The organism is Achromobacter sp. Root565, assembly GCF_001427425.1.
GTDB lineage: Bacteria > Pseudomonadota > Gammaproteobacteria > Burkholderiales > Burkholderiaceae_B > Achromobacter > Achromobacter spanius_D.
Genome location: NZ_LMGO01000006.1, coordinates 333,802 through 348,296, shown reverse-complemented (window position 1 = coordinate 348,296; position 14,495 = coordinate 333,802). Strand labels below are relative to the sequence as shown.

Genomic DNA, 14,495 nt, shown 5'->3' with positions numbered 1-14,495 from the left:
GGCGGGCTCCTACGATGCGGTGCGGGCGATGAGCATGTTGCCCAGGGAATCGACCCGGCCCGCGAAGCCGGGCTCGATCCAGATGGTGGTGTCCGGTTGCTCGAGGATGGCGGGTCCCGCCACATCGGCGCCGACCGGCAGGTCCAGGCGCGCGTAGCGCACGGCGTCGTGCCATTGCCCGGCGTGAAAGACCCGCTGCGTGCCCAGCGCGGCGGGCATGGCCTCGGCCGTCGGCGCCAGCAGGGCCAGATCGAACTTGGGGCGCTGGCCGATGCGGGCATAGCGCAGATTCAGGATGCGGACCGGAATGCCGGTCAGGCTGCGGCCGAAGGCGGCCTGGTAGGCGCGGTCGAATGCGGCGGCGATGCCGTCGCGGGTGAGGTCCGAGCGACCCACTTCCACGCGCACGGTGTGGCTCTGGCCCACGTACAGCATGTCGAGTTCAATGCTTTCGCGGATGCCCTCGAAGGACACGCCCGCCGAATCCAGACGCGCCTGGCACGCAGCCGCCAGCTCGTCGATGCGGGCCAGCAGGTCGGCCGCATCCAGCGCGCTCAGCGCCACGTTCAGGGTCTGCACGCCGTCGTGGCGCATATCGGCCATGACGCAGCCCAGCGCCGAGGTCACACCCGGATAGCGCGGGACGATGCCGTGCGCGGCATCCACCTCATTCATCATGGCGCACACGTGCAGCGCGCCGCCGCCGCCGAACGGCATGTAGGCGAACTTGCGCGGATCGTGGCCGCGCTCGATGGAGACGACGCGGATCGCGCCCGCCATCTTGGCGTTGGCCACGGTCAGGATGGCTTCCGCCGCGGCGTGGACGTCCAGGCCCAGCGGGCGCGCGACGTGCTCGTCGATGGCGGCGCGCGCCAGTTCCACGTCCATCTTGGCCAAGAGACCGCCGCCCAGCGGGCGTTCCGCGGCGATGCGGCCCAGCAGCACGTTGGCGTCGGTGACGGTCGGACGCGTATTGCCGCGGCCATAGCAGGCCGGACCGGGAATGCTGCCCGCGGATTCCGGGCCGACCTGCAGCAGGCCGCCCGCGTCCACGCTGGCAATCGAGCCGCCGCCCGCGCCAATGGTTTCGATCTGGATCATCGGCGCGCGCACGACCATGCCGAAGTCGATGGCGGTCTGTGCCGACAGCGAGGCCTCGCCCTCGGCCACCAGCGACACATCGAACGACGTTCCGCCCATGTCGCCCGTGACCACGTTGGGAAAGCCCGCGGCGCGCGCGATGGCCGCGCAGGCAATGACGCCGGCCGCAGGACCCGACAACGCGGTGCGCACGGGCACGTCGCACGCGGTCTGGCGCGACATGACGCCGCCGTTGCTTTGCACCACCAGCAGCTCGCCCTCGAAGCCGTGCTGCTGCAGGTCCGATTCCAGCCGCGTCAGGTAGCTGCCCACCACGGGCTGCAGGGCCGCGTTCAGCACGGCCGTCGAGCAGCGCTCGAATTCGCGGATCTCGGGCAGCACCTCGGTGGCCGCAGTGACGTTGCCGTTCGGCCAGATGGCGCGCACGCGCGCCGCGGCCTGAGCTTCGTTCACCGGATTGGCGTAGGCATTGATGAAGAAGACGCAGACCGCGTCGCAGCCCGCTTCCAGCAGCGCGCGCGCGGCGGCCTCGACCTGGTCCAGATCCACGGGTGTGTGCAGCGCGCCATCGGCCAGCACGCGTTCGCGCACTTCCAGCCGCAGGTCGCGCGGCACCACGGGTTCATAGTTGCCGCGCAGGCCCCACGTCTGCGGCCGGTCGCGCCGGCGCATTTCAAGCACGTCGCGGAAACCTTCGGTCGTGATGATGCCGGTGCGCGCCACCTTGCGCTCGAGCAGCGCATTGGTGCCCACCGTGGTGCCATGCACGATGGTCGCAATGTCGCCCGCGCCGTCCGCCACCCGTGCAATGCCGTTCATGAAGCCGCGCGCTTCCTCGCCGCGGGTCGACGGCACCTTGACCACGCGGGCGCTGCCGCCCGCCTCGTCCAGCACGAACAGATCCGTGAACGTGCCGCCCACGTCCACGCCCACCACCAAACCTTGCGCCGCGCTCATGCCGACTGCTCCTTCTGAATGTCGCTCACATAGCCCATCTTGCGATCGTGCTCGCGCGCCGCAGGATCGCGCCGCGCGGGCTCGCCGTAGCCGCCTCCGCCCGGCGTTTCCAGACGCACGCGATCACCGCGCTGCAACCGGATGCCCTGCATCTTCGAACTCATGGGCGGGGACTGCCACTGGCCGTCCTGCTGATAGCGGAAGACGTTGAGCGCGGCCTGGCCGCCGCCCGCGATGCCCTTGGGCGCGCTACGGCCGCGTTCGCCGAAGATGAAGGCTTCGGCGCTGTCTTCCAGCAATTCGATTTCATAGATGGCGCCCAGGCCGCCCCGGTGCGCGCCGTCGCCCGCCGAGTCCGGCCGCAGCGCCCATTGCGTGAAACGCACGGGATACGCCGCTTCCAGGATTTCCAGCGGCGGAATGGTGGCGGTGGAGATCGGCGCGTTGCCGTGGCTCAGGCCGTCGCCATCCGAATGGCCGCCGTGACCGCCGCCGAAGAAGCTGAACATGACCCAGCGCTGGCCCTTGCGGGCGGCGTCGCTGCGGTAGCCGGCGATCGACAGCGCGTTGATCGTGCCGTAGGCCTGCGCCATGGCGCGGTCCGGCGCGGCCTGGGCCATGGCGCAGAAGATCACGTCGATCATGCGCAGAATGGTTTCGGTGTAGCCGCCCACGGGACGCGGGCGGTCGGCCGAAATCACCAGGCCGTCTGGCAGCGTCACGTCCACCGCGTCCAGCACCCCGGCGTTGGCCGGCACGTCCGGGAACAGGTGTTTAAGCGCCACGTAGCAGGCCGCGATGGCCGTGGCGCGCGAGATGTTGACCGGACCCGCGCACGCCGGCGACGTGCCGGTGAAGTCCAGCCCCAGCCGGTCGCCGGCGATGGTGAGCTTGAGCGCGATACGCAGCGGCGCGTCGCGCACGCCGTCGTTGTCCAGCATGTCCTCAAAGGCGTATGCGCCATCCGGCAGGCGGGCGATGTGGTCGCGCATCAGGCGGCGCGCGCGTTCCCGCAGCGTGTCCAGGGATTCCAGCACCGTGGCGTCGCCGTATTCATCCAGCAAACCATCCAGACGCCGCGCGCCCAGTTCCAGCGCGGCCAGCTGGCCGTTCAGGTCGCCCCACAGGCTGTCGGGCAGACGGGTATTGGCCTTCAGGATGGCCAGCACGTCCTGGTCCAGCACACCGGCGCGCACGATGCGCACAGGCGGAATCTGCACCGCTTCCTGCCAGCATTCGGTGGCGGCCGGGTTGTAGTTGCCGGGCACCGCGCCACCCACGTCGTGCCAGTGGGCGGCCGACGCCAGGAAGCAGAAGAGCTTGCCGCCGCGGAACACCGGCTTGACCAGCTTGAAGTCGTTGGCGTGCGTGCCGCCCTCGTACGGGTCGTTGAACAGCCACACGTCGCCGTCCGTCATGCCGCCGCGCTCGGCCGCGGTCTTGGCCGCCGCCTTCACCGCGAACGCCATCGCGCCCACGAAGACGGGCAGGCCCGACTTGCCCTGGATCAGCGTGGCGCCGGTGGCGGCGTCGTACATGCCGTGGCAGGCGTCATGAGCCTCGGCAATGATGGGATTGAACGCGCTGCGGTACAGCGTCGCGTCCATTTCGTCGGCGATCTGTTCCAGGCGGCCCTTCAGGACCGCCAGGGTAACGGGGTCAAGCATGATGTTGTTCCTAAGAGGTTTGACGCTGTTTCAGCAGATTCAGCAGTCCGCCGGCCTGCACCATGTCAAGGAGAAAGCCGGGCACGGTCTCGCAGTGCAATTCGGCGGGCGTGCCCCCGGGGCGGCCGATGCGTCCGGCGACGGGGTCGAATGTGATGCCCTCGCCCTCGGCCAGGGTCTCGGCCTGGCTGCACGTCAGCAGCAACAGTCCGACGTTGAAGGCGTTGCGGAAGTACAGGCCGTTGAAGGACGGCGCAATCACCGCGGCCACGCCCAGGCGCACCAGGGCGGCCGCGGCCTGCTCGCGCGACGAGCCGATGCCGAAGTTGGGGCCGGTCACCAGCACATCGCCCGGCTGCACCTGCCCGGCAAAGTCCGGACGGACGCGTTGCAAGCAGTGGCGCGCGATTTCGTCGATGCCGAACTTCATGTAGGCGCCGGGCGCGAGCGCATCGGTGTCGATGTCCGCGCCCACGCGCCAGACGCGATGCGTCGTGGTGTCTGTGTTCATGCCAGGAACTCCCGGGGATCGGCAATGCGCCCCGCCACGGCCGAGGCCGCAACCGTATACGGCGAGGCCAGGTAGACCTGCGCGGTCTCCGACCCCATGCGCCCCTTGAAATTGCGGGCAGTGGTGGCGATGACGCTGGCGCCGTCCGGAATGGACCCGCCATAGCCCGCACAGGCGCCGCACGAGGTGGCCAGCACCTGGGCGCCGGCGTCGCGCAGCACCTGCATGACGCCTTCGCGGTCGGCCTGGTCCTGGTCCTGCCGGCTGGCCGGCGCCACCATCAGCTGCATGCCGTCCGCCAGCCGGCGGCCGCGCAGCACGGTGGCTGCGGCGCGCAGGTCGTCCAGCTTGGCGCCGGTGCAGGCGCCGATGTAGGCCACCTGCACGGGCACATCGTTGTAGGTGTCCACGCCGCGCGAATTGGCCGGGCTGTGCGGCGCGGCAACCTGCGGGGCCAGCGCGGCGGCATCGAACTCATGCCACTCGGCGTCCGCCCCGGGATCGCTCTGCCAGCGGGCCAGATCCAGTGCTTGCGTCACACCCGCATCCCGCAGCCAGGCCGCGGTGGTCTCGTCCGGAGCGATAAGCCCGACCTGCGAGCCCAGCTCGGCGCTCATGTTCGACAGCGTCATGCGCTCCTGCATGGACAGCGCGCGCACGGCCTCGCCGCAGAACTCCACCGCCTGATAGCGCCCGCCGTTCATGCCGTAGCGGCCGATCATGTGCAGCATCATGTCCTTGGCCGTGACGCCATCGGCCAGCCGGCCGCGCCAATTCATCATCAGCGTCTTGGGCACCTTGACCCAGATCTGGCCGGTGACCGCCACGCCCAGCATCTCGGTGCTGCCGATGCCGAACATGTAAGCGCCGAACGCGCCGCCGGTCGGCGAATGCGAATCGCCGCCGACGCAGAACATGCCCGGCCGGATGTGCCCGTGCTGCGGCACCACCACGTGGCAGATGCCCACTGAGTCATACACGTTGGGCAGTTGCTGCTCCGCGGCCCAGTCGCGCGCGATGCGCACGATGCGGCGCGATTCGTCGTCGGATTCCGGCACGTAGTGGTCGATGACCAGCACGATCCGGGACGGGTCCCACAACGTCGCGCCCAGCTCTTCCAGCATGGGCTTCAAGCGCCGCGGACCGCTGGAATCGTGGAACATTGCCAGATCGACCGCACAGGTCACGATTTCGCCCTCGGACACCGTCTCGCGCCCGCAGGCAGCGGCGATCAGCTTCTGAGCCAGGGTTTGAGGCTGGGCCATGATTACATCCCCAGATAGGCGCGGCGCACGTCGTCGCTGGCCAACAGGTCGGGACAGCTGCCGCTGTAGCGCACGGCGCCGTTTTCCAGCACGTAGGCGCGCTGCCCGGTTTCCAGCGACTGGCCCACGTTCTGCTCGACCAGCAGGATCGCCAGGCCATCGCCATGCAGCCGCTTGATGAGGCCGAACAGTTCCTCGACCATCAGCGGCGACAGGCCAAGCGAGGGTTCGTCGAGGATCAGCAGGCGCGGCTCGGCCATGAGGCCGCGGCCGATTGCCAGCATCTGCTGCTCGCCGCCGGACATGGTGCCGGCCAGTTGTTCCAGGCGTTCGCGCAGCCGCGGGAAAATGTCGAGCACCTTGTCCAGATTCTGCGCGCGGCGCTCGCGCGCCCGGGTGAAGGAGCCAAGCTCCAGGTTTTCGCGCACGCTCAGGTTCGGGAAAACGCGGCGGCCCTCCGGCACCTGGATCAGACCCGCCTGCACCACCTGCCGGTAGTGGCGGCCGGTCAGGTCCTGGCCTTCAAAACGCACCGTACCGCCCCACGGCCGGCACAGGCCGCACACCGTATTGTTCAGCGTGGACTTGCCCGCGCCATTGCTGCCCAGCAGCACCACGATCTCACCCGCCTGCACGTCCAGGTCCACGCCGCGCAGCACTTCCATGCGACCGTAGCCTGCCCGCAGGCCCTTGACCTCCAGCAGCGCGCTCATGCCGGCGCTCCCTGCGCGGCCAGCCGCGCCGCCGCGCCGTGGCCCAGATAAGCCTCGACCACCTTGGGATCGCGCGTAACCTCGCCGGGCGTACCCGCCGCAATCAGCCGGCCCTGCGCCAGCACCCACACGTGCTCGGCCAGGCTCATCACGGCGCGCATCACGTGCTCGATCATCAGGACGGTGACGCCATCGTCCACCAGTTTTTTCACCACCGGAATCATCTCGTCGATCTCACTGGGATTCAGGCCCGCCAGCACCTCGTCCAGGAGCAACAGACGCGGGCGGGTGGCCAGCGCGCGCGCCAGTTCCAGGCGCTTGCGCCCGGCCACCGTCAGGTCGGCCGCCGGCTTGTCCAGCGACGCCTGCAGGTTGACGCGCGCGGCCACGGCCTCGGCTGCGGCCAGCGCCTCGTCGCGATCCGCCAGGCGCAGATGCGCGCCCACGGCGATGTTCTGGCGCACCGTCTGCGCGCCGAACGGCTGCACGATCTGGAAAGTCCGGGTCAGGCCAAGGCGCGCGGATTCGTGCGGCGCTTGGCCCGTGATGTCCTGTCCAGCAAAGTGCACGGAACCGGAACCAGGTTTCAGAAAACCCGACAGCAAGCCAAACAGCGTGGTCTTGCCCGCGCCATTGGGACCCACCAGGGCGGTAAGCGAACCTTGCGGCACGTCCAGGCTGACGTCCTGCACGGCCTTCAGGCCGCCGAAGGTGATGGACAGATTGCGCGCTTGCAGCAGGATCTCAGACACGGGCGCGCTCCTTCATTTTGAACAGGCGACCCAGCGACTGACCGCCGCCGGTGATGCCGCGCGGCATGAACATGACGATCAGGATCAGCACCACGCCGTAGATGACCATGCTGATGCCAGGCAACTCGCCGAACAGGTTGCGGGTCAGGTCGGCCAGCGCATGCAGCGTCACCGCGCCCAGCAGCGGGCCCCACAAGGTGCCCATGCCGCCGACGATGGCGCCGACCAGCGCCTCCACCGACACGGCCGAGCCGAATGCGATGCCCGGATCGATGTACTGGAAAACTTGCACATAGAAGGCGCCCGCGACGCTCATGAAGGCGGCCGACAGCGCGATGCCGCCCAGCTTCACGCGCAACGGGTTCACACCGATGGCGCGCGCCGCGTCCTCGTTGTCGCGCACGGCCTGTAGATAGGCGCCGAAGCGCGAATGACGCAGCCACGCGGTCACCAGCAGCGCCAGCAGCACGAAGGCGAGCAGCAGGTAGATGTAGCCGCGGCGCGAGCCGAACTGCATGTTGGCAACGCCTTCTTGCAGCGGCACCATGAGTCCCACGCCACCGCCCGTGAACGACGCCGACAGCGCCAGAATGCGGAAGACTTCAGCGAATGCCAGCGTGACCAGCGCGAAATATGAGCCCTTCAACCCATAACGGAACGTCAGCCCGCCCACCGCCACGCCGACCAGCGCGCCCAGTGCGATCGCCATGGGCAGCACCAGCCACGGATTGAGCCCCAGATTGAGCTGACCCAGCGCCTGTGCGTAGGCGCCCACGCCGAAGAACAGCGCATGGCCAAACGACAATTGGCCGCCATACCCGCCCAGAATATTCCAGGCCTGCGACAGCAGGGCCGCGTACAGCGACATCATCACGAACGTCAGCAACACGCCCGATTGGGACAACGCAGCCACGGCCACCAGCACCACCCCGAACAGCGCGATTGCGCAAAGATCCCGTTTCATCGTCAGCCCCTCGCCCCGAACAGCCCCTGCGGGCGAAACAGCAGCACCGCGATGAAGATCGCGAAGATGCCCATCTGGCCCAGCGAGTCGCCCAGGAACAGGCCTCCGATGGACTCCACCACGCCGATCAGCAGTCCGCCCACCAGCGCCCCCACGAAACTGCCCATGCCGCCCAGCACCACGATGGTGAAGGCGACCAGCACGAATCCGCTGCCCACCTGCGGATTGACGTAATAGGCCGGCAGCAGGAAACACGCCGCCGCGCCCAGGCACGCCATGCCGATGCCGAACGACACCGCGTACACCTTTTCGACGTCGATCCCCATGAGCTTGGCGCCCTGCTTTTCGCGGGCGACGGCGCGGATCGCGCGGCCCAGATCGGTGCTGCGGATGATCCAGAACAGAACCGCCGCCACCGCCAGCGCACCGCAGAACGCGATGACCTTGGGCAGCGCGATCATGGCCGGGCCGATCTCCACGGTCGACAGCGTGTACGCCGTATCGATGCTGCGCGTGTCGGACTTGAACCAGACCAGCGCCAGGTTCTCCAGCACGATCGCCAGGCCCAACGTGACCAGCAGGATGTTCTCGTCCTTGCCATGGCTGGCGCGGTTGATGACGAGGCGTTGCAACGCGTAGCCCAGCACGAACATGCCGGCCACCACCAGCGGCAAGGCGGCGTAGGGGTCGATGCCCAGCCGGTCCTTGAGCAGGTACACGGCGTACAGCGCCACCATGAGCGCTGCGCCGTGGGCGAAGTTGATGATGTGCAGCACCCCGTAGATCAGAGTCAGGCCCAGTGCGATGAGCGCGTAGACCGCGCCCGTCGTCAGGCCGTTCAGCACCGAGGAAAAGAGGATGGCGGGATCGAGCATGGGTCTTGTCAGGCCTTCAGCGGAAACACGGCGTCGGCCTGGCGGTACTCGGCCGGGAAGATCACCTTGATGTCGCCCCCGATCACCTGCGTGAGCAGCGGCTGCGCGCCGGTGTTCTGGCCGTTGACGAACTTGGTCGGGCCATAGGGCATCAGGTTGTCCTGGAAGGTGCTGGACGCCAGCGCCTCGATGATCGCGGCGCGGTCGGCGGACTTGGCGCGCTCCAGCGCGTCAGCCAGCAGCAGCATCGCGGTGTAGGTCATGAAGACCTCGTAGCTGAAGTAAGCGCCCTTCTCTTCCACGCGGGCCTTCAGCGGCGCGACGCGCGCGTCCTTCGGATTGAACCAGTGGTTGCAGTCGATGATGCCGTTGGCGATGTCCGGGAATTCTTTCAGGAACTTGTAGCTGGACGCCGCCCCGCCCAGCACGGAGTAGATGGCCTTGGGCTGCACCTTCTGCTGCTTCATCGCACGCAGCAGCAAGGCGTATTCGTTGTAGTAGTTGGCCGGGATCACGATGTCCGGATTCACCGAGCGCATGCGTAGCACGATGTTGTTGAAGTCGCGCGTGGGGTTCGGGTGCTTGACGATCTCTTTGACCTCGAAGCCGTGCTGCGGCAGCGATTTGGCCAGCAGCGCCGCCGTGCCCGTGCCGAACAGCGAGTCCTCGTGCACGATCATGACGGTCTTGGCCGGCTTGCCGGCGGCGTCGTTCAGTGCGGCCAGGTCCAGGATGGCGCGTTCGCTACAGGCGCGATAACCGGGTCCGAAACGGAACGTGTTCTTCAGGCCGCGCTCGACGATCTGGTCGGCCACGCCCACGTCCACGACGTGCGGCAGGTTGTACTTGGCCGCTGTCTGCGTCGTCGCCAGGCAGATCGCCGATGCGTACGCGCCCACGATGGCCGACACGCCCGCCTCGTTCATCTTCTCGACTTCGGCCGAACCCGCCTCGGGACGCGACTGCGCATCGCCCAGCACCGCCTGCAGCGGCGCGCCGCCCAGCGACTTGATGCCGCCCGCCTTGTTGATGTCCTCGATGGCCAGCAGCGCGCCCAGGCGGCATTGCTGGCCGGAATACGCCAGCGCGCCGGTCACCGGGTGCAGCACGCCGACCTTGATGGGCGTGGCGCCCTGCGACCGGGCCACCCACGGAGCGGACACGAGGGCCGCGGCGGCGGCGGATTGGTAGAGGAAAGTGCGGCGCGAATTCATGGGGCGAATCTCCGAAGGGTTCAATGGAATTGGGCCGACAGCTCTTCGCTGACCCAGACCTTGGCGTCGATGCTGCCGACGCGCGATAGCTGCAACTGATATTGGTAGCGGTCGGGCCGGTACAGGCCCTGCAGCAATTGCACGGGCCGGTCGCCGACATCGCGCACCAGGCGCGTGACGGCCAGCAAGGCCGAGCCCACCGACACGTCCAGATGGCGCGCCACCTGCGCGTCGGCCAGCCGCGCGGAAATGGTCTGCGTGGCGCCGCCGAACTCCACGCCGGCCGCTTCCAGCAGCATCAGCAGCGGCTCGCGCTCCAGGTCTTCCCGCGTGAAATCGGCCACGGACTGCGGCACGTAGGTGGTGATGTGAGACAACGGCCCGGCGTCGGTGCTGCGCACCCGCAGGCTTTTGTGCACGGGCGTGCCGGACGGAATGTGCAGCGCCTCGGCCACCGTGGGCGGCGCAAACACCAGCGTGCTGTCCAGCACCTGCACCGAGGTGCGCAGGCCCATGTTGACGATGTTTTCCAGGAGGCCGGTCAGGTGCGCCTTCTGTTGCGCACTGGGAGACGGCGCGCTGTGGGCGCTGGACGCGCCGCGCAGGGGCCAGGTGCCCAGGCCCGGCCGGCGCGACACCAGCCCGTCCGCCACCAGCATCTCCATCGCCTTGCGGATGGTGATGCGCGCAACGTCGAACTGGTCCGCCAGCGCATGCTCTCCTGGCACGCCGTCCTGATCGAACCGCCCCTCCTGCAACTGTTCGCGCAGGACGAGATAGATCTGGTGGTACTTCGGAAGTGGTAATGAGGTTCCCATGCAGGGAACTCTAGGGGTGTCCTAATGTACGGTCAATGGAACAAATGCCCGGACGGGTTGTTCTATCGGGAAAACACCGACTCGATCCGGTTGCGTCCCCGCTGCTTGGCGTAATACAACGCGCGGTCGCTGCGGCTGAGCGCCAGCTCAGCGTCGTCGTCCTTGGTATGTAGGGCGGAAATCCCGATGCTGACGGTCAGCGGGATGTGCCGCCCTCCAGACAGATAGGGCGTATCGGCAATGCGGCGCTGCACGTTGCGGGCAAAGACGCGGGCGCGTTCGATGTCGGTGTCGGGCAGCACGACGGCGAATTCTTCGCCGCCGATGCGCCCCACCAGGTCGATCTCGCGCAACTGCGTGCGCAGCATGCTCGCAAAATGCTGCAGCACACCATCTCCAATGGCGTGGCCCCAGGTGTCGTTGATGTGCTTGAAATGATCCAGGTCGCACATCAGCACGGCCGACCCCAGTCCGCCGTGACCCTTGATCCGCGCCAGCTCCGCGGCGATCCGCGACATGAAATGGCGGCGGTTGGGCAGGGTTGTCAGCGCGTCGGTCGCGGCCAGCTCACGCAGTTCGAGCTCGGCACGCTTGCGGTCGGTAATGTCGGTGACGAAGCCGTGCCAGACCACGGCGCCGTCGGCGTCCCGCCTTGGGCTCGCGTCGCCCTGCCGCCAGCGCACACCCTGCAGGGGCAGGCACACGCGGAACTCCACATGCCAGGGGGTCCGCGCCGCCGCTGCGGCCTGCAGGGATGCGCGATAGACAGGCAGATCTTCCGGATGGATGCGCTGTTCGACGGCGGTCGTGCTGGCCCGCACGTCGTCTGCCGTGAGTTCAAACATGTCCCAGATGCCCGCGCTGACGTACGAGAAGCGCGATCCGCCCTCGGGCAACGGCCGGCATTGGAAGACCAGACCGGGCACCGCGTCGGTCAGGTTGACGACAAGGTCCGCCGTGCGCTGGAGCCTTTCGGACATGGCGCGCACGGCGCTGATGTCGGTGGTGGTGCCCATCATGCGCAGCGCCCTGCCCGATTCGTCGCGGCTGACCACCTTGCCGCGGCTGCAGATCCATTTGTAGCTGCCGTCCTTGCACCGGATGCGGTGTTCGACTTCGTAACTGTCGGTCTTGCCGTCGAAGTGATCCTGCATGGCGGCCCGCACGTAGATCAGGTCGTCCGGATGCAAACGGGTGTAGGCGTCCTCGATGCGTGTGGTGAGTTCGGATTCGCCGTAGCCCAGCAAGGCCTTCCAGCCCGGCGAATAAGTGATCTCCCCGGTTACGACATTGCGGTCCCACACCCCCGTGCCGCTACCCGCGATAGCCAGCGACAGCTTGCGGGCCTCGTCGCGCCAGGTGTCTTCGTCGGCGCGCTCGCACGCCAGCGCGTGGCGCTTCTCGACGGCCGCGGCCGCCAGGCTGGTGAGGTCCTGCAAGGCCTGGCGGTCTTCATCCGAGAAATCGCGCGCCTGCCCGTGCCCGAGACGAAAGACGCCGAGAAGGCGGCCGTCCGTGGCGCGCACCGGGAGTTCGAGGGACCACGGACACCGGGCATGGGTGCAGGCCGCGCCGGCTGCCGCCTGCCACACGCCATCTGCATCGGTGCAAATGATGGCGGCCAGGTCGACGCCAAACATGCGGCAGGCCAGACGCGCCAGCTTATCCAGCGGGCCGTCCAGGTCGCGCGGCGCACCGCCGGCGGCATCGCCGGGCGGTGGAGTTGGGGACGCATCACCGGTAGCGGGCATGTCAGGACCTGATCAATACGACATTCATCGGTACAGCCTGGCGCAGCGTGGCTGACATTCTGTCACGGTTCGCACCAAAACTGCATCATTTCGGAAGATATGATCGCGAGCCTATGAGACCCCTAATTTCCGTAACCTTGCCGTGCCGGCGGCCTCGTTGGAAAGCCGCGCTGGCGTATCCGCTATGGCTTGCCGCCGCCGCGGCGCTGATGGCTTTCCAGTCCGCCATCGCGGCCGCGCAGCCCTTCGACCGCCATGCGGAAAACGTGCGCTATCAGCAATGGCTGGGCGAATTCCGGCAAGACCTGCTCGGGCTGCGGCAATCGGCCGATGCGCAGCCGGGGGACATCAACACCCTGTTTGCCGGAACGGTCGTGCCCGGCTCGCGCGCCACGGCGCTGCTGGAAAAACTGGCGGCAGCCCCTTCTGGCGGCACATCCGGCGAAATCCACTTTGTCGGCATCCGGCGCGTCTTCCTCGCCGCGCTGTCCGACGCCGTCGTGGCGGGCGACGGCGGGATCTATCCCGAAACACAAACGGCGTTTCAGCAACCCGCGCTGCGCGTGCGGTACGTGCATGTGGACGGCGGCGGGCGCCTGGAACGCTACTTCGACGACCCCGAGGTCTTCAAGCCCTACCGGCTGCCGGAATCGGGCGTTTTCGCACGCAACGCGTATCCGTTCCTGCTGTTTGAGGAACGCGATGGCAAATTGCGCCTGGGCGGGGTATCCAAGGAATTCTGGGATCTCGTGACGTTCATGGACGCGCTGCAGTATGCGTGATCGTCTTTGCCGCATCGCCTTTGGCGCTGCGCTGGCCTCGGCCTCGGTTCTGCACGCCGCCTCGGCCTTGGCCGCCTGCGGTCCTGCGGATTTGGGGTTTTCCGAGTCTGGCGCTTTGACGGCGCTTCGCGTTTCCGTCGATGTGACGCAATCGCGCGTCCTGCTGGGCCGCAACGGCGAACGCGTCGCCACACATCCGCAACCGATCTGGCTGACAGCTTCCGGCGATCCGCTGCCGCGCACCTGGATGGACAAGGTGGACTGGACCGCCTACCGCGTGGTCGACGGCAATGGCGCGGCCCATGCGCAACTGCTTTTCGACGCCGACGGCCGGCTTTGCCGGGTCGAGCACCTGGAGCGGCGGGCTTTGGGGAAGCCGACGGTATCCGGCGGCCATGCATTCGAGTACGGCGCTGACGGGTCCCTGCTGCGCGTGGCCGAGTACGAGCGGACGCAGGGCGCGGCATACACGCTTGTCGGCCAAGTCTGCCTGCGACGCGATGCGCATGGCACGCTGCAGGCATTTATCGCCGGGCCCTGCGGCGATGCAACGGACGCGGCCCCCGGGCGGCGCTACGTCCGCGATGCAGCCGGCACCCTGCTGCGTGTCATCGACGGCGCCGCCAACGAATCCATCGCGGTGCAGACCTACGATGAACGAGGCCGGCCGGCCACGCGCTATGTGCGGCGTCAGCCTCCATTCCTTTCGCCGGATGGCAACGACGGTCCCGGCGCCTATGCGGAACCCGTGGCCCTGCGGGACCGCCTGCACGTGATCGAACGCGAGGCGCTGTCGCGGCTGTCGACCGAAGTCCCCGGCAACGCATGGCGCATCGTGCGCCTCAAGGACGACGTCGCTTTGGACGACACTGACATGGAGTCTTGGGATCCAAGCAGCCAGACGGTGCTGGCCGAGGGCGTGACCGGCGACCAGGGTCAGTGCGCGCTTGATCCCGCCGTCCAGCAAAAGGTCTGGAATGCCATGCAGCACGAGCCCGGGCGGATTCTTTGGTACACCGACCCGATGAGCCGGCTGGTGCTGGTGCCGGCAATGCCGGCCACGACGTGGCGGGCATGCACGGACCCCGCAAACGTGTCGCGCGACGCCTGCCTGTAAACGGCAGG

The 14,495-nt window shown here is 67.9% G+C and carries 13 protein-coding genes; 2 read left to right on the top strand and 11 right to left on the bottom strand.

Annotated features, from left to right (window positions below):
- Nucleotides 1–9: 9 nt before the first annotated feature.
- The 11 genes from ASD71_RS22995 to ASD71_RS22945 form a co-directional block, all read right to left on the bottom strand.
- Nucleotides 10–2,058, bottom strand: coding sequence for a hydantoinase/oxoprolinase family protein (locus ASD71_RS22995; RefSeq protein WP_056570108.1), 2,049 nt, complete (start codon nt 2,056–2,058; stop codon nt 10–12).
- Nucleotides 2,055–3,725, bottom strand: coding sequence for a hydantoinase B/oxoprolinase family protein (locus ASD71_RS22990; protein ID WP_056570106.1), 1,671 nt, complete (start codon nt 3,723–3,725; stop codon nt 2,055–2,057). Before ASD71_RS22990 ends, ASD71_RS22995 begins: the two co-directional genes overlap by 4 nt.
- A 10-nt stretch (nt 3,726–3,735) precedes the next feature.
- Nucleotides 3,736–4,236, bottom strand: coding sequence for a 3-isopropylmalate dehydratase (locus tag ASD71_RS22985; RefSeq protein ID WP_056570104.1), 501 nt, complete (start codon nt 4,234–4,236; stop codon nt 3,736–3,738).
- Nucleotides 4,233–5,501 carry a 3-isopropylmalate dehydratase large subunit gene (locus ASD71_RS22980; RefSeq protein WP_056570102.1) on the bottom strand — a complete coding sequence of 423 codons (1,269 nt, stop codon included), beginning with the start codon at nt 5,499–5,501 and terminating at the stop codon, nt 4,233–4,235. Before ASD71_RS22980 ends, ASD71_RS22985 begins: the two co-directional genes overlap by 4 nt.
- A gap of 2 nt (nt 5,502–5,503) precedes the next feature.
- Complete coding sequence (locus tag ASD71_RS22975) at nt 5,504–6,214, bottom strand: ABC transporter ATP-binding protein (RefSeq protein WP_056570101.1); 711 nt, start codon at nt 6,212–6,214, stop codon at nt 5,504–5,506.
- Nucleotides 6,211–6,966 carry an ABC transporter ATP-binding protein gene (locus ASD71_RS22970; protein WP_056570099.1) on the bottom strand — a complete coding sequence of 252 codons (756 nt, stop codon included), beginning with the start codon at nt 6,964–6,966 and terminating at the stop codon, nt 6,211–6,213. Before ASD71_RS22970 ends, ASD71_RS22975 begins: the two co-directional genes overlap by 4 nt.
- The gene (locus tag ASD71_RS22965; RefSeq protein ID WP_056570097.1) at nt 6,959–7,930 is read right to left on the bottom strand and encodes a branched-chain amino acid ABC transporter permease; all 972 of its coding nucleotides are present in this window, start codon (nt 7,928–7,930) and stop codon (nt 6,959–6,961) included. The genes ASD71_RS22970 and ASD71_RS22965 overlap by 8 nt, the downstream gene beginning before the upstream one ends.
- A 2-nt stretch (nt 7,931–7,932) precedes the next feature.
- Nucleotides 7,933–8,805 carry a branched-chain amino acid ABC transporter permease gene (locus ASD71_RS22960; RefSeq protein ID WP_056570095.1) on the bottom strand — a complete coding sequence of 291 codons (873 nt, stop codon included), beginning with the start codon at nt 8,803–8,805 and terminating at the stop codon, nt 7,933–7,935.
- Nucleotides 8,806–8,813: 8 nt separating this feature from the next.
- Nucleotides 8,814–10,019 (bottom strand): ABC transporter substrate-binding protein, encoded by a 1,206-nt coding sequence (locus ASD71_RS22955; protein ID WP_056570093.1) that lies wholly within the window; start codon nt 10,017–10,019, stop codon nt 8,814–8,816.
- 20 nt (nt 10,020–10,039) lie between these two features.
- The gene (locus tag ASD71_RS22950; RefSeq protein ID WP_056570091.1) at nt 10,040–10,837 is read right to left on the bottom strand and encodes a GntR family transcriptional regulator; all 798 of its coding nucleotides are present in this window, start codon (nt 10,835–10,837) and stop codon (nt 10,040–10,042) included.
- Nucleotides 10,838–10,899: 62 nt separating this feature from the next.
- Nucleotides 10,900–12,588: a diguanylate cyclase gene (locus tag ASD71_RS22945; protein WP_056570089.1), complete on the bottom strand. Its 1,689-nt coding sequence runs from the start codon at nt 12,586–12,588 to the stop codon at nt 10,900–10,902.
- A 47-nt stretch (nt 12,589–12,635) separates the two neighbouring features.
- On the opposite strand from ASD71_RS22945, the gene ASD71_RS22940 reads away from it, so the two are divergent.
- Together ASD71_RS22940 and ASD71_RS22935 are read left to right on the top strand one after the other, a co-directional pair.
- Entirely contained in the window at nt 12,636–13,370 is a 735-nt protein-coding gene (locus ASD71_RS22940) for a cytochrome P450 (protein WP_235512297.1), read from the top strand.
- Nucleotides 13,363–14,487, top strand: coding sequence for a hypothetical protein (locus tag ASD71_RS22935; RefSeq protein ID WP_056570085.1), 1,125 nt, complete (start codon nt 13,363–13,365; stop codon nt 14,485–14,487). The genes ASD71_RS22940 and ASD71_RS22935 overlap by 8 nt, the downstream gene beginning before the upstream one ends.
- The last annotated feature ends 8 nt before the right edge of the window (nt 14,488–14,495 follow it).